Genomic DNA, 13,959 nt, shown 5'->3' with positions numbered 1-13,959 from the left:
ACGCGCATCCGCCCCAGCCGGCCCCATCGGTCGGCCCCCCGGACGTCGTCGCGGCAAACACGGTAGATAACTGTTCGGTCACATTAAACGCACGTAGAGAGTGCGATTTCTGTGGAGCGTTTGCACGCCCAAAGGTGTGACGTACGGTGCAAATGATGCTGGTGTTGTCTTTGGCGCCCTTAACGAACTCTGTGGCCGGCGCCGCCCGTCGCGTTGAGCCGTAGGAGACCTGAGTCGAATGAGACGCACACGCCGGGGCTCTACTGCGCAGCCGGTCGCAAGGCTGGTCCGGCCGGTCGTGCCGTCGGTCGTGAGCGTGGCCCTGCTGCTGTGCACGCCCGGGCTCGCACACGGTGATCCCGCGGCCGACAGCTTGGCCGGGTTGATCGCCAACGTCGCCAAGGCCAACCAGCGCCTGGAAAACCTGAGCGCCGAAATTCAGACCGAACAGGAGAGCGTCAATAAGGCACTGGTCGACGTCGAGACCTCCCGCGACAACGCCGCCGCCGCCCAACACGATCTGGAGACCAGCCAGCAGTCGGTCAAAGACGCCAACGCCGCGATCGCCGCGGCGCAGCAGCGGTTCGACACGTTCGCGGCGGCCACCTATATGAATGGCCCGTCGAGCGCTTACCTGACCGCCAGCAGCCCCGACGACATCATCGCCACCGAGGCGGCCGCCAAGACTTTGTCCGCGAGTTCCCAGACGGTGATGGCCAAGCTGCAGCGGGCGCGGACCGAACAGGTGAACAACGAATCGGCGGCGCGGCTGGCCAAGCGGAAGGCCGACAAAGCCGCGGCCGACGCCAAGGGCAGTCAGGATGCCGCGGTGGCGGCGCTGACCGATTCCAAGCGTAAGTTCGACGAACAGCGCGACCAGGTCGCTCGCCTGGCCGCCGAACGTGACGAGGCTCAGGCCAAACTCGAAGCGGCCAAACGGCAATGGGCTTCCGGCCCGGGCGGTCCCGCAGCTCCGGCGTCGGGCGACCGGTGGGAGACCGGCTCGCCGGGCGCGCCGGCGCCGCACGCCGGGGCCCGCCGCTGGGACGGTGGGTGGGACCCCACCCTGCCGATGATTCCCAGCGCGAACGTCCCGGGTGACCCGATCGCGGTCATCAACCAGGTGCTGGGCATCTCGGCCACCTCGACGCAGGTCACCGCCGGGCTGGGCCGCAACTTCCTGCAGCAGATCGGCATCCTCAAGCCCGACGACACCGGCATCACCAATGCGGCGCCGGGTGGAACGTCCGGGCGGATCCCCCGGGTCTACGGGCGACAGGCCAGCGAGTACGTGATCCGGCGCGGGATGTCGCAGATCGGCGTGCCCTACTCCTGGGGCGGCGGCAACGCGGCCGGGCCGAGCAAGGGCATCGACTCCGGGGCCGGCATCACCGGCTTCGACTGTTCGGGGCTGGTCCTGTACTCCTTCGCCGGGGTGGGCATCAAGTTGCCGCACTACTCGGGCTCGCAGTACAACCTGGGCCGCAAGATCCCGTCCTCGCAGATGCGCCGCGGCGACGTGATCTTCTACGGCCCCGGCGGCAGCCAGCACGTGACGATCTACCTCGGTGACGGCCAGATGCTCGAGGCTCCCGACATCGGTCTGAAGGTCCGTGTCGCGCCAGTGCGCACCAGCGGTATGACGCCCTACGTGGTCCGCTACATCGAGTGGTGAACGAATGAGCACTGAACGGGGAGCTATGCGCCGCAAGCGGATTCGTCTGATCAACTTCGCCTGGATCACCACCGTGGTGACCGGGCTGATGTTGTCTGTCGCCGCCCCGACGCCCATCGCCGTGGGCGACCCCGGCGGGTGGGATCCCACCCTGCCGGCGACGATCAGCGCGGGCGCCCCCGGGGACCCGCTTGCCGTCGCCAACGCCTCGCTGCAGGCCACTGCGCAGGCCACCCAAACGACGATGGACCTGGGCAGGCAATTCCTCGGCGGCCTCGGAATCAACATCCTGGGCGACCCGGCTCCCACCGCGGCCAGCCCCACCAATCCCGGCGGCAAGATCCCGCGTGTCTACGGTCGGCAGGCCATCGAGTACGTGATCAAGCGGATGGGGTCGCAGATGGGCGTCCCGTACTCGTGGGGTGGTGGCTCGCTGGACGGTCCCAGCAAGGGCGTCGGCGACGGCGCCAACATCAACGGCTTCGACTGCTCGGGGCTGATGCGCTACGGCTTCGCCGGGGCCGGCGTGCTGATCCCGCGGTTCTCCGGTGACCAGTACAACGCGGGCCGGCACATCCCGCAGGACCAGGCCAGGCGCGGTGACCTCATCTTCTACGGGCCGAACGGCGGCCAGCACGTCACCATGTATCTGGGCAACGGCCAGATGCTGGAGGCGTCCAGCCTCGCCGGCAAGGTGACCGTCAGCCCGGTTCGCACGCCCGGCATGACGCCGTTCCTGACTAGGATCATCGAGTACTGATCCAGGTGTGTTCGCCCGGCGGGATCCCGGGGGCGAACCACCAGCGTCGACGGAATCCGGCGGGCCTGGAATAGTTGGACGCGGGCACGTCGCGGCCCCACGAAAGTCGTGGTGCAAGCAGTCGTGTCCGATTGAGCTGTGGAGGGTTATTGATGACAGCAGCAGGTGGGCCGCCTCCGGGCGCCAGCGGTTACTCGGGCCCGGGTGGTCCTTCCGGCTCGCCGGCCCATGACGCGCCGTCCGGCGGCGGCAACGGCCTGGCCGCCGAGGTCCACACCCTGGAGCGGGCCATCTTCGAGGTCAAGCGGATCATCGTCGGGCAGGACCAGCTCGTCGAGCGCATGCTGGTCGGTCTGCTCTCCAAGGGGCACGTGTTGCTCGAGGGTGTCCCCGGCGTGGCCAAGACGCTGGCCGTCGAGACCTTCGCCAAGGTCGTGGGCGGCACGTTCGCCCGCATCCAGTTCACGCCCGACCTGGTGCCCACCGACATCATCGGTACCCGCATCTACCGGCAGGGCAAGGAAGAGTTCGACACCGAGCTCGGCCCGGTGGTGGTGAACTTCCTGCTCGCCGACGAGATCAACCGCGCGCCCGCCAAGGTGCAGTCGGCGCTGCTGGAGGTCATGCAGGAACGCCAAGTGTCCATCGGTGGCAAGAGGTTCCCGCTGCCCAACCCGTTCCTGGTGATGGCCACCCAGAACCCGATCGAGCACGAGGGCGTGTACCCGCTCCCCGAGGCCCAGCGCGACCGCTTCCTGTTCAAGATCAACGTGGGCTACCCGTCCCCGGAAGAGGAGCGGGAGATCATCTACCGGATGGGTGTGCGGCCGCCGGAGCCGAAGCAGATCCTGAACACCGGCGACCTGTTGCGGCTGCAGGACATCGCGGCCAACGGCTTCGTCCACCACGCGCTGGTCGACTACGTGGTGCGCGTCGTCATGGCCACCCGTTATCCCGAGCAACTCGGGATGAACGACGTCAAGACGTGGATCTCGTTCGGTGCGTCCCCGCGTGCCTCGCTGGGCATCATCGCGGCATCCCGCTCGCTGGCGCTGGTGCGCGGCCGCGACTACGTGATCCCGCAAGACGTCGTGGACGTCATTCCCGACGTCCTGCGGCACCGATTGGTACTCACCTACGACGCGCTCGCCGACGAGATCTCGCCGGAGATCGTCATCAACCGGATCCTGCAGACGGTCGCCCTGCCTCAGGTGAACGCCGTTCCGCAGCAAGGGCAGTCGGTGCCCCCGGTGATGCAGGCCGCCGGCGCGGCTAGCGGTCGGTGACCGACCCCCAGCAGCCGGCGGTGCCGCATCCGCCATCGATGCAGCGCGGGCAGATCGTCGACCCGAAGCTGGCGGCGGCGCTGCGGCAGCTCGAGCTGACGGTCAAGCGCAAGCTCGACGGCGTCCTGCACGGCGACCACCTCGGCCTGATCCCCGGGCCGGGCTCGGAGCCGGGGGAGTCACGCGAGTACCAGCCCGGCGACGACGTCCGGCGGATGGACTGGGCCGTGACCGCGCGCACCATGCACCCCCACGTCCGGCAGATGATCGCCGACCGCGAGCTGGAGACCTGGATGGTGGTCGACATGTCGGCCAGCCTGGACTTCGGCACCGTCGGGTGCGAGAAGCGGGACCTGGCGGTCGCGGCCGCGGCCGCGATCACGTTCCTCAACAGCGGCGGCGGCAACCGGCTGGGCGCGCTGATCGCCAACGGCGAGACGATGGTCCGGGTCCCGGCGCGCTCCGGGCGCCAGCACGAGCAGACGCTGCTGCGCACCATCGCCACCACCCCCAGGGCGCCGGTCGGGGTGCGCGGTGACCTGGCGATGGCCATCGACGCGTTGCGCCGCCCGGAACGCCGCCGCGGCATGGCGGTGATCATCAGCGACTTCCTCGGGCCGATCAACTGGATGCGCCCGCTGCGCGCGATCGCGGCACGGCACGAGGTGCTTGCCATTGAGGTGCTCGACCCTCGCGACGTCGAACTGCCCGACATCGGCGACGTCGTGCTGCAGGACGCCGAGTCCGGCGTGACCCGCGAATTCACCATCGATGCGCAGCTGCGTGACGATTTCGCCAAGGCGGCCGCGGCGCACCGCGCCGAGGTGGCGCGCACCATCCGCAGCTGCGGGGCCCCGGTGCTGACGCTGCGCACCGACCGCGATTGGATCGCCGACATCGTCCGTTTCGTCGAGTCCCGCAGGCGCGGTGCATTGGCGGGGCGGCAGTGACATTGCCGCTTTTCGGCCCGATGTCCTTGTCGGGCTTCGAACACTCGTGGTTCTTCCTGTTCCTGCTTGTCGTCGCCGGGCTCGCCGCGATGTATGTGCTCATGCAGCTGGCGCGACAGCGGCGGATGCTGCGATTCGCCAACATGGAGCTGTTGGAAAGCGTTGCGCCCAAACGGCCTTCGCGGTGGCGGCACGTGCCGGCCATCCTGCTGGTGGCGTCGCTGGTGCTGTTCACCATCGCGATGGCCGGGCCGACGCACGACGTCCGCATTCCACGCAACCGCGCGGTGGTGATGCTGGTGATCGACGTGTCGCAGTCGATGCGGGCCACCGACGTGCAGCCCAACCGGATGGCGGCCGCACAGGAGGCGGCCAAGCAGTTCGCCGACGAGCTGACACCGGGCATCAACCTGGGGCTGATCGAGTATGCGGGGACCGCCACCGTGCTGGTGCAACCGACAACCAACCGGGAGGCGACCAAGAACGGGCTGGACAAGCTGCAGTTCGCCGACCGCACCGCCACGGGCGAGGGCATCTTCACCGCGTTGCAGGCCATCGCGACCGTGGGCGCGGTGATCGGGGGTGGCGACAAGCCGCCGCCGGCGCGCATCGTGTTGTTCTCCGACGGCAAGGAGACGATGCCGACCAACCCGGACAACCCGAAGGGCGCGTTCACCGCCGCGCGCACCGCCAAAGACCAGGGTGTGCCCATCTCGACGATTTCGTTCGGCACCCCGTATGGCTTCGTCGAGATCAACGACCAGCGCCAGCCGGTGCCCGTCGACGATTCCACGATGAAGAAGGTTGCCGAGCTCTCCGGCGGGAGCTGGTACAGCGCCGGTAGCTTGACCGAGCTGAAAAACGTGTACGCGACGCTGCAGCAGCAGATCGGCTACGAGACGATCAAAGGCGACGCCAGCGTCGGCTGGGTGCGGCTGGGTGCGCTGGTGTTGGCGTTGGCGGCCCTGGCGGCGCTGCTCATCAACCGCCGCCTGCCGACGTAGTTGCCCCCTTTGACCCCGAGCTGGGGGTACCGCCCGCTTGCGGGGGGACACGCCAGCGTGACTCGGGCTACATCCCAGGGGGACATTTCAACCACGCGGGACCCAGGCGCTAGGTTGACGGGGTGACTGACACGGCCACCGAGAACACCACCGAAAGTGCCGCCGACGGCGGCAAACCCGCATTCGTATCCCGTTCGGTCCTGGTGACGGGCGGAAACCGGGGAATCGGTCTGGCGATCGCGCGGCGGCTGGCAGCCGACGGCCACAAGGTTGCCGTCACGCACCGCGGATCCGGGGCGCCCGACGGGCTGTTCGGCGTCGTGTGTGACGTCACCGACAACGATGCGGTCGACCGCGCCTTCAAAGAGGTCGAGGAGCACCAGGGTCCGGTCGAGGTGCTGGTGTCCAACGCCGGCATCTCGAAGGACGCCTTCCTCATCCGGATGACCGAGGAGCGTTTCGAGGAGGTCATCAACGCCAACCTCACCGGGGCGTTCCGCGTGGCACAGCGGGCGTCGCGCAGCATGCAACGCAAGCGGTTCGGCCGCATCATCTTCATCGGGTCGGTGTCCGGCATGTGGGGCATCGGCAACCAGGCCAACTACGCGGCCGCCAAGGCCGGCCTGATCGGCATGTCCCGCTCGATCTCCCGCGAGCTGTCCAAGGCCGGGGTGACCGCCAACGTGGTCGCCCCCGGATACATCGACACCGAGATGACCCGCGCGCTGGACGAGCGGATCCAGGCGGGCGCACTGGAATTCATCCCGGCCAAGCGGGTCGGCACCGCCGAGGACGTCGCCGGGGCGGTCAGCTTCCTGGCGTCCGAGGATGCGGGCTACATCGCCGGCGCGGTCATCCCGGTCGACGGCGGCATGGGCATGGGCCACTGAATTCACCTAAGACACAAGGATATTAAGGACAGACATGGCAGGACTGCTCGACGGCAAACGGATTCTGGTCTCCGGGATCATCACCGACTCGTCGATCGCGTTTCACATCGCCAAGGCGGCCCAGGAAGCGGGGGCGCAGTTGGTGCTGACCGGGTTCGACCGGTTGCGCCTGATCCAGCGCATCGCCGACAGGCTGCCGGAGAAGGCCCCCCTGATCGAACTCGACGTGCAGAACGAGGAGCATCTCAACAGCCTCGCCGAGCGGGTTACCGCCGAGATCGGTGAGGGCAACAAGCTGGACGGGGTGGTGCACTCGATCGGCTTCATGCCGCAGACCGGGATGGGTATCAACCCGTTCTTCGACGCGCCCTACGAGGACGTTTCCAAGGGCATCCACATCTCCGCGTATTCGTATGCGTCGCTGGCCAAGGCGCTGCTGCCGATCATGAACCCCGGCGGGTCCATCGTCGGCATGGACTTCGACCCCAGCCGGGCCATGCCGGCCTACAACTGGATGACGGTGGCCAAGAGCGCGCTGGAATCGGTCAATCGGTTCGTCGCCCGCGAGGCAGGCAAGTTCGGGGTGCGCTCGAATCTCGTTGCGGCGGGCCCCATCCGGACGCTGGCGATGAGCGCGATCGTCGGCGGTGCGCTCGGCGAGGAGGCCGGCGCCCAGATGCAGCTGCTGGAAGAGGGCTGGGACCAGCGCGCACCGATCGGCTGGAACATGAAGGACCCCACACCGGTCGCCAAAACGGTGTGCGCCCTGCTCTCGGACTGGCTACCGGCCACCACCGGCACCATCATCTTCGCCGACGGCGGCGCCAGCACCCAATTGCTGTAAGCGCTAATGGAATTCGATGCCGTCCTGCTGCTGTCCTTCGGTGGTCCGGAGGGGCCCGAGCAGGTGCGGCCGTTCCTGGAGAACGTTACCCGCGGCCGCAACGTGCCGCCCGAACGCCTGGACGACGTCGCACAGCACTACCTGCATTTCGGTGGGGTGTCACCGATCAACGGGATCAACCGCGCCCTGATCGCCGAGCTCCAGGCGGAGCAGGACCTGCCGGTCTACTTCGGCAACCGCAACTGGGATCCCTATGTTGAAGAAACCGTAAAAAGCATGCGCGACAACGGCGTTCGGCGTGCCGCGGTGTTCACCACGTCGGCATGGAGTGGCTACTCGAGCTGCACGCAGTACACCGAAGACATCGCCCGGGCGCGCCGCGCGGCCGGACCCGACGCGCCCGAGCTGGTCAAGCTACGGCCCTACTTCGACCACCCGCTCGTCGTCGAGATGTTCGCCGACGCCGTCGCGGCGGCGGCACAGACCGTGCCCGATGGCGCGAGGCTGGTGTTCACCGCCCACTCGGTTCCGGTGGCCGCCGACCGGCGCCTGGGCCCGAGGCTGTACAGCCGTCAAGTCGCCTATGCCACAAGGCTTGTCGCGGCCGAGGCGGGATACTCCGATTTCGATCTGGCCTGGCAGTCGCGTTCGGGCCCGCCGCAGGTGCCGTGGCTGGAACCCAGTGTCGAGGACCATCTCTCCGCGCTGGCCGGGGCGGGCACCGAGGCCGTCATTGTCTGCCCGATCGGGTTTGTCGCCGACCACATCGAGGTGGTCTGGGATCTTGACGAGGAGTTGCGAGCCCAGGCCGAGGCGGCGGGGCTGGCGTTCGCCCGGGCCGCCACGCCCAACGCCGATCGCCGATTCGCCCGGCTGGCGGCCGATCTCATCGATGAGCTGCGCACCGGCCGACAGCCGGCCCGGGTGGCCGGCCCCAACCCGGTGCCCGGTTGTTTGGCCAGCGTCGACGGCGCGCCGTGCCGTCCGCCGCACTGCGTCGCCTCGGAAGCGGGCTAGCGGGGATCGCGAGCGGGCATAGCCGGGCGAAGTCCCCCGCAAGCGGGAGGTGCCCCCAGGTCGCCGCCATCAGGGCTAGTCAGCCCACGCCGAGTGCAGGATCGCGGTGACGGCGGCCATCCGCGCCGAACGCACCACCGCGGTCAGCGGCCGCAGCGCGTCGCTGGCGATGCGGGCCTCCGAAGACGATTGGGTGCCGAACGGCTCCGGGCCGGCGACGACGGGGGCGGTGAACCGCTCCGGCGAGTCGGGTGACCGACTGAGTCCGGCGCTGACCGCGACGATGGCGTCGACGTGCGCGGCATTCTCCAGCACCCGCAGCGCCCGGGTCGGCGCATGTTCGGGAACCCGGTGCTGCCGTGTGGATTCCAGCAGTTGCTCGACGAGTCCCCGCGGATCGTCGATGTCGGCCGCGGCCGTTCCCAGCCCGATGGCGCCGAGCGCGTCGGCGGCGGACCGGACTGCCGAGCGCAGCTCGTATTCGGCATCGCCGAGCTCGTAATGGTCGAGAACCGGCGCGCCCGGCAGCGAGTACACCGTCCAGCCCACCGTGCACAGATCGGCGAAGTCCTCGGGCTCGTCGTCGTAGGAGAACTCGGGGACCAGCCCGACGGCGGTGGCGGGATCGTGCGGATTGGCGACGATGATCGCCTCGCCCGCGGCCAGGGCGTCACGCTCGAACTGCGTCCCGGGGGCAAGCCCGCGCACGTCGCCGGGCACGGGCAAAAGCATATTGATCGTCCCGCGCAGCCGGCCCGGGCCATCCGGAGTGGGCGCCGACCGGCCGACCGCCGCGCGCAGTGTCTGCAGCAGAGTCACCGTTCCGGCGTCGTGCACATCGGGCCACGGCAGCCCGGTGTGACCGGCGGCGACCGCATCATACGCGGTGACCGATTGCTTTGGCGCCCATACCGATAACGCGTCCAAGACGTCGTCGGGCGCGGCCTTGCCTGCGAGCCAGGCATTGGCCCACAGGGACAGCGAGACACTGGGACACCACACGATTCCGCAGTGTAGTTGTTTTGCCCGGCAAAGGCGGATCACGCGTATTCTGGCCGCATGCACGCCGCGGTGCTTTGGCTAATATTTGCGCTGGTGCTTGCCGGTGCGGAGGCGCTCACCGGCCATATGTTTTTGGTGATGCTCGGCGGCGGTGCGCTGGCCGCGGCAATCACAAGCTGGCTGACGGATTGGCCCGGCTGGGCGGACGGGATCGTGTTCCTCGTCGTTTCGGTGCTGCTCTTGGTGCTGGTCCGCCCGGCGCTGCGGCGGCAACTGACGCCCGCGCACGTGCCGCAGATGGGTATCGAGGCGCTGGAGGGCAAGAACGCATTGGTGCTCGAGCGAATCGCCCGCGACGGGGGCCAGGTGAAGCTCGACGGCGAGGTGTGGACCGCGCGTCCGCTCAACGATGGGGATGTATACGAACCGGGGGAGTCGGTGACCGTCTTGCAGATCGACGGCGCCACGGCGGTGGTCTTCAAGAGCGGTCCATAACGGCTGCGCGAGGACGCTGCCAGAGACCCTGGTAGAGAAAGGAACTCCCGTGCAAGGTGCGGTTGCTGGTTTGGTGTTGCTGGTCGTCTTGGTGATATTCGCCATTGTCGTGGTGGCCAAGTCGGTGGCCCTGATACCGCAGGCGGAGGCCGCGGTGATCGAGCGGCTGGGTCGATATAGCCGGACGGTCAGTGGTCAGCTGACGTTGTTGGTGCCGTTCATCGACCGGGTCCGCGCGCGGGTGGACCTGCGCGAGCGGGTGGTGTCGTTCCCGCCGCAGCCGGTGATCACCGAGGACAACCTGACCCTCAACATCGACACCGTGGTCTACTTCCAGGTCACCGTGCCGCAGGCGGCCGTCTACGAGATCAGCAACTACATCGTCGGCGTGGAGCAGCTCACCACCACCACGCTGCGCAACGTGGTGGGCGGCATGACGCTCGAGCAGACACTGACGTCACGCGACCAGATCAACGGTCAATTGCGCGGCGTGCTCGACGAGGCGACCGGTCGCTGGGGCCTGCGGGTCGCCCGGGTCGAGTTGCGCAGCATCGACCCGCCGCCGTCCATCCAGGCGTCGATGGAAAAGCAGATGAAGGCCGACCGCGAGAAGCGAGCGATGATCTTGACCGCCGAAGGTAACCGGCAGGCCGCGATCACCCAGGCCGAAGGCGCGAAGCAGGCGCAGATCCTGGCCGCCGAGGGCGCCAAGCAGGCCGCGATCCTGGCCGCCGAGGCCGAACGGCAGTCCCGCATGCTGCGCGCCCAAGGTGAGCGCGCCGCGGCCTACCTGCGGGCGCAGGGGCAGGCCAAGGCCATCGAGAAGACGTTCGCCGCGATCAAGGCCGGCAGGCCCACCCCGGAGATGCTGGCCTACCAGTACCTGCAGACGCTGCCGGAGATGGCGCGCGGCGACGCCAACAAGGTGTGGGTGGTGCCGAGCGACTTCAACGCGGCGCTACAGGGATTCACCAGAATGCTGGGCACCCCGGGTCAGGACGGAGTGTTCCGGTTCGAGCCCTCCCCGGTCGACGACACACCTCAGCACGCCGCCGAATCAGACGACGCGGACATCGCCGACTGGTTCTCCACCGAGACCGACCCCGCGATCGCCCAGGCGGTGGCCAAGGCCGAAGCGAGCGCCCGCCAGCCGGTGGACGGCACGCTGCCGGGGACGCCGCCGCAGTTGGCCCAATAGGATTGCCGGATGAGCCTTTTCACTTCGCCGAAGACCTACGTGGCGCTCGGCGCCTTCCACGCCGTGGACGCCGTCTTGTGCGGTGTCCAGGTGGCACCGATCAGGAAGGTTCTCGATGACGTTGGGTTGCCGGAGAACGTTCGGCCGGTGCTGCCGGCGGTGAAGGGGGCAGCCGCCGTGGGCTTGCTGTCGGTCAGCCGGTTCCCGGTCCTGGCGCGGGTGACGACGGCGATGCTGACGGTCTATTTCGTCTTGGCGCTCGGCGCGCACATCCGCGTCCGCGACAGGGTCGTCAACGCGCTCCCGGCCGCGGTGTTCCTCGCTACGTTCGCCGTGATGACGGCGAAGGGGCCGGACCGCAACTAGTCCAGGCGCAACTCGACCAGTGGTAGCGGTGTGTCGGTTTCGGTGATCGGTACCCCGAGCGTTTCCTCCAGCACCGGCCTCATCTGTTCCCAGGCCTGGCGATGACGGCTGACGTACGCGGCGAGCGCCCGATCGGCCTCCTGTTGGTCGAGGATGCGGGCGGTAGCGCGCCTGGGCGCCTGGCTGCCCGCGTAGACACGCACCCGCGGGTTGGCCTGGATGTTGCGGAACCACTGCGCCTTTCGGCCGAATCCGGAGGCGACGATGTAAGTGTCCGGCGAGGAGTGACCGACCACCTCCAGCACCACATAGCGCGCGGCGCCGGACTTGCGGCCAACGTGCTCGAGCATCAGCAGGCGCGAGCCGAACAGCGCGCCCGCGCGGGCCTTGTAGATCCAGATCGGTGCGCGCATCAGCCGACGCGACCGCAGCACGCGTGCGCCGAGCCTGGGCAGAAAAGACGCGGGTCGCCCGGCCATTAGGCGTGTGGCCCAGGCGGCAGCGGTGACGCGGGGACGACGCCCGGCGCGGACGTGGGGGCGGGCGGCGACGGGTAGACGCACCCGCCACCCGCCTGCGACGACAGCGGCGGCGGGTAGGGCGGCGGTGGAAGCTGGACCCGGACCGTCCAGACCAACCCGGTGATCGCGAAGGCGGCGAGCGCGCCGAGCACCAGGCCGGCCAGCCCGGCGACGGCGGCGACGCCGGCCGGGAAGCGGCGGGTTCCGATGTTGTCCGAGGTCATGCGGCTCTCCACTGTCGTCGGATGTCGGTAATCCAGACGCTACTGGCGGGACAGCTGCCGCCGTCACGATTTGATGGATCGTGACGGCGGCAGGCTGGTCAGCTGTGCGGAGACGGTTGCGCCGGTGGCGGGGAGGCCTCGCCGGGAGGAGGCGGCCCGAACCCGTGCGGCGGCCCAGGCGGCCCGGGCGCGCCGGGCGGCGGCGCAAACCCGAAGCCGCCCATGGGCCAGCCCATCGGCGGGGGAGGCGGTCCGTGCTGCAGCGCCATCATCGGCGGTGGCCCAGGCGGTAGCGGCGGCCCGGGCGGCCCGGCGGTGATGATCCAGGCGAAGGCGATCGCTGCGATGGTGCCCGCCGCGCCGATCAGCGCGCCCGCCACCCCGACGCCGACCACCACTCCGGTCGAGTGGCGGCGAGGCTCACGTGGGGGATGGGCGGCCGGCGGCGGTGCGGGTGGATGGGTGTCGATGTCGTCGTTTGTGGTCATGGCACCGGACGGTAGGCGCCGGAACTGAAGTGGACCTGAAGAACTGATACCCCGTGAGTCACTTCTGTCACCAGCGAAGGTGAGCGGCGTTGTGCCCGCCTCAGAGCGACAATGCGAGGAGGCTACCCGGGGAGCGGGCTTGTCGCTCTGAGGCGGGCAATTCGTCGCATCCCTACGTTCTTGGGATTAGTGGGGCTGCGGTGACAGACGGGTCCACGCGACGCTTCAGGTTGGTTTCAGAACCGGCGCCGACAATGGGAGGCATGACGAACAGCCCCCGGGTCGCCGCCGGCCAGTTCAGCGTCGGCGCGCCCCGGGTCCTGGTGGTCGAAGACTCCGAGACGATTCGCGAAATGGTCAGCGAGGCGCTCACCGACGTCGGCTATCACACCGTCGGCCGCCGTGACGGCGACGGGCTCGAGGAGGCTCTGGACGGGCTGCGGCCGGACCTGGTGGTGCTCGACGTCATGCTGCCGGGGCGCGATGGGTTCGACCTCATCGGCGTCATCCGCGACTGGGGCGACGTCGGGATCGTCTTGATCACGGCGCGCGACGGCCTGCAAGATCGGCTGCGCGGCCTGGATGGCGGGGCCGACGATTACGTGATCAAACCGTTCGAGCTGGCCGAACTGGTCTCGCGGGTCGGCGCGGTGTTGCGCCGGCGCGGGCGGCTGCCGCAAGTCGTTCAGCTCGGCGACCTGATGCTCGACTCCGAAGCCGGCCTGGCCGCGCGCAATGGTCGTCGCCTCGACCTGACGGCAACCGAGTTGCGGCTGCTGGCCTTCCTCGTGGAGCAGCGCGGCCGCATTGTCAGCGCCAGCCAAATCCTGAACGCCGTGTGGGGGTACGACGCCTACGACCCCAACCTGGTCCAGGTGCACGTGAGCGGCTTGCGGCGCAAGCTCGAAGCCCACGGGCCGCGGATACTGCACACCGTGCGCGGCATCGGCTACCGGCTGCAACCCCAGCGATCATGACGACTCGGACTCCCTCCCTGCAGCGACGGGTGACGCTGGTGGTGGTGGCGTTGCTGGCGCTGCTGTTGATGGCGCTCGGTGTGACCATCGACTTGAGCCTGGGAGTTCTCGCCCGCAGGAATCTGCACGACCGGCTGCTCGCGGCGGCGTCGCGCGCCGAGGCGCTGGACGCCGCGCACACCTCGCCCGATCTGTTGGCCGTAAACCTCGGTGAACAGCTGGAGCTGTACCGCCGGATGTGGGTTATGCGACTGCTCGACAT

16 protein-coding genes and 1 pseudogene are annotated in these 13,959 nt (G+C 68.8%); 13 read left to right on the top strand and 4 right to left on the bottom strand.

The genetic code is table 11. The annotated features are described in order from the left end of the window. Positions 1-238 precede the first annotated feature (238 nt). The 8 genes from ripA (at position 239) to A5758_RS15390 (ending at position 8,426) form a co-directional block, all read left to right on the top strand. Entirely contained in the window at positions 239-1,675 is a 1,437-nt protein-coding gene (ripA, locus tag A5758_RS15425) for an NlpC/P60 family peptidoglycan endopeptidase RipA (protein WP_067741513.1), read from the top strand. A 25-nt stretch (positions 1,676-1,700) separates the two neighbouring features. After that, the gene (gene ripB, locus A5758_RS15420; protein WP_067741510.1) at positions 1,701-2,435 is read left to right on the top strand and encodes an NlpC/P60 family peptidoglycan endopeptidase RipB; all 735 of its coding nucleotides are present in this window, start codon (positions 1,701-1,703) and stop codon (positions 2,433-2,435) included. Between the two features lie 152 nt (positions 2,436-2,587). Then, complete coding sequence (locus A5758_RS15415; protein WP_067741508.1) at positions 2,588-3,721, top strand: MoxR family ATPase; 1,134 nt, start codon at positions 2,588-2,590, stop codon at positions 3,719-3,721. Between the two features lie 38 nt (positions 3,722-3,759). Next, positions 3,760-4,671: a DUF58 domain-containing protein gene (locus tag A5758_RS15410; protein WP_067741820.1), complete on the top strand. Its 912-nt coding sequence runs from the start codon at positions 3,760-3,762 to the stop codon at positions 4,669-4,671. Then, complete coding sequence (locus tag A5758_RS15405; protein WP_067202390.1) at positions 4,668-5,675, top strand: VWA domain-containing protein; 1,008 nt, start codon at positions 4,668-4,670, stop codon at positions 5,673-5,675. Before A5758_RS15410 ends, A5758_RS15405 begins: the two co-directional genes overlap by 4 nt. A gap of 122 nt (positions 5,676-5,797) precedes the next feature. After that, the gene (fabG1, locus tag A5758_RS15400; protein ID WP_067202393.1) at positions 5,798-6,565 is read left to right on the top strand and encodes a 3-oxoacyl-ACP reductase FabG1; all 768 of its coding nucleotides are present in this window, start codon (positions 5,798-5,800) and stop codon (positions 6,563-6,565) included. 34 nt (positions 6,566-6,599) lie between these two features. Continuing rightward, on the top strand, positions 6,600-7,409 hold the full coding sequence (gene inhA, locus A5758_RS15395) for an NADH-dependent enoyl-ACP reductase InhA (protein WP_066958259.1): 810 nt from the start codon (positions 6,600-6,602) through the stop codon (positions 7,407-7,409). A gap of 6 nt (positions 7,410-7,415) precedes the next feature. Then, the gene (locus tag A5758_RS15390) at positions 7,416-8,426 is read left to right on the top strand and encodes a ferrochelatase (protein WP_067741504.1); all 1,011 of its coding nucleotides are present in this window, start codon (positions 7,416-7,418) and stop codon (positions 8,424-8,426) included. 75 nt (positions 8,427-8,501) lie between these two features. Here the strand turns inward: A5758_RS15390 and A5758_RS15385 are convergent, their stop codons facing one another. Then, positions 8,502-9,428, bottom strand: a complete 927-nt coding sequence (locus A5758_RS15385; protein WP_067202400.1) for a hypothetical protein — start codon at positions 9,426-9,428, stop codon at positions 8,502-8,504. Between the two features lie 57 nt (positions 9,429-9,485). On the opposite strand from A5758_RS15385, the gene A5758_RS15380 reads away from it, so the two are divergent. From A5758_RS15380 to A5758_RS15370, 3 genes are read left to right on the top strand one after another with little or no spacing between them, the layout of a single operon-like run. After that, the gene (locus A5758_RS15380; protein ID WP_066958268.1) at positions 9,486-9,923 is read left to right on the top strand and encodes an NfeD family protein; all 438 of its coding nucleotides are present in this window, start codon (positions 9,486-9,488) and stop codon (positions 9,921-9,923) included. 49 nt (positions 9,924-9,972) lie between these two features. Then, positions 9,973-11,121: an SPFH domain-containing protein gene (locus A5758_RS15375; protein WP_067741501.1), complete on the top strand. Its 1,149-nt coding sequence runs from the start codon at positions 9,973-9,975 to the stop codon at positions 11,119-11,121. A gap of 9 nt (positions 11,122-11,130) precedes the next feature. Further along, positions 11,131-11,487 carry a DoxX family protein gene (locus tag A5758_RS15370; RefSeq protein WP_067741498.1) on the top strand — a complete coding sequence of 119 codons (357 nt, stop codon included), beginning with the start codon at positions 11,131-11,133 and terminating at the stop codon, positions 11,485-11,487. On the opposite strand, the gene A5758_RS15365 is transcribed toward A5758_RS15370, so the two are convergent. The 3 genes from A5758_RS15365 to A5758_RS15355 all read right to left on the bottom strand — a co-directional run bounded on the left by A5758_RS15365 (position 11,484) and on the right by A5758_RS15355 (position 12,720). Next, positions 11,484-11,900: a nitroreductase family deazaflavin-dependent oxidoreductase gene (locus tag A5758_RS15365; protein ID WP_231987331.1), complete on the bottom strand. Its 417-nt coding sequence runs from the start codon at positions 11,898-11,900 to the stop codon at positions 11,484-11,486. The two genes, A5758_RS15370 and A5758_RS15365, sit on opposite strands and share 4 nt — an antisense overlap. Before the next feature lie 65 nt (positions 11,901-11,965). After that, positions 11,966-12,232 carry a hypothetical protein gene (locus A5758_RS15360; protein ID WP_067741486.1) on the bottom strand — a complete coding sequence of 89 codons (267 nt, stop codon included), beginning with the start codon at positions 12,230-12,232 and terminating at the stop codon, positions 11,966-11,968. Positions 12,233-12,330: 98 nt separating this feature from the next. Then, on the bottom strand, positions 12,331-12,720 hold the full coding sequence (locus tag A5758_RS15355) for a hypothetical protein (RefSeq protein ID WP_067741483.1): 390 nt from the start codon (positions 12,718-12,720) through the stop codon (positions 12,331-12,333). A gap of 263 nt (positions 12,721-12,983) precedes the next feature. On the opposite strand from A5758_RS15355, the gene A5758_RS15350 reads away from it, so the two are divergent. Further along, positions 12,984-13,697: a response regulator transcription factor gene (locus A5758_RS15350; protein ID WP_369816447.1), complete on the top strand. Its 714-nt coding sequence runs from the start codon at positions 12,984-12,986 to the stop codon at positions 13,695-13,697. Continuing rightward, positions 13,694-13,959 (top strand): annotated as a pseudogene (locus A5758_RS15345) (hypothetical protein); the annotation flags it as partial. The gene A5758_RS15350 and the pseudogene A5758_RS15345, both read left to right, overlap by 4 nt.

It is taken from the genome of Mycobacterium sp. 852014-50255_SCH5639931, from assembly GCF_001665605.1.
GTDB classification, from domain to species: domain Bacteria; phylum Actinomycetota; class Actinomycetes; order Mycobacteriales; family Mycobacteriaceae; genus Mycobacterium; species Mycobacterium paraffinicum.
Note: the sequence above shows the minus strand (reverse complement) of the source record. Positions and strands in the feature narration are given on the sequence as shown.

Excerpts from the sequence above, each read along its gene's own strand:
- ripA (WP_067741513.1), top strand. The coding sequence starts at position 239 with ATGAGACGCACACGCCGGGGCTCTACTGCGCAGCCGGTCGCAAGGCTG.
- ripB (WP_067741510.1), top strand. The coding sequence starts at position 1,701 with ATGCGCCGCAAGCGGATTCGTCTGATCAACTTCGCCTGGATCACCACC.
- A5758_RS15415 (WP_067741508.1), top strand. The coding sequence starts at position 2,588 with ATGACAGCAGCAGGTGGGCCGCCTCCGGGCGCCAGCGGTTACTCGGGC.
- A5758_RS15410 (WP_067741820.1), top strand. The coding sequence starts at position 3,760 with ATGCAGCGCGGGCAGATCGTCGACCCGAAGCTGGCGGCGGCGCTGCGG.
- inhA (WP_066958259.1), top strand. The coding sequence starts at position 6,600 with ATGGCAGGACTGCTCGACGGCAAACGGATTCTGGTCTCCGGGATCATC.
- A5758_RS15390 (WP_067741504.1), top strand. The coding sequence starts at position 7,416 with ATGGAATTCGATGCCGTCCTGCTGCTGTCCTTCGGTGGTCCGGAGGGG.
- A5758_RS15380 (WP_066958268.1), top strand. The coding sequence starts at position 9,486 with ATGCACGCCGCGGTGCTTTGGCTAATATTTGCGCTGGTGCTTGCCGGT.
- A5758_RS15370 (WP_067741498.1), top strand. The coding sequence starts at position 11,131 with ATGAGCCTTTTCACTTCGCCGAAGACCTACGTGGCGCTCGGCGCCTTC.
- A5758_RS15365 (WP_231987331.1), bottom strand. The coding sequence starts at position 11,900 with ATGCGCGCACCGATCTGGATCTACAAGGCCCGCGCGGGCGCGCTGTTC.
- A5758_RS15360 (WP_067741486.1), bottom strand. The coding sequence starts at position 12,232 with ATGACCTCGGACAACATCGGAACCCGCCGCTTCCCGGCCGGCGTCGCC.
- A5758_RS15355 (WP_067741483.1), bottom strand. The coding sequence starts at position 12,720 with ATGACCACAAACGACGACATCGACACCCATCCACCCGCACCGCCGCCG.
- A5758_RS15350 (WP_369816447.1), top strand. The coding sequence starts at position 12,984 with ATGACGAACAGCCCCCGGGTCGCCGCCGGCCAGTTCAGCGTCGGCGCG.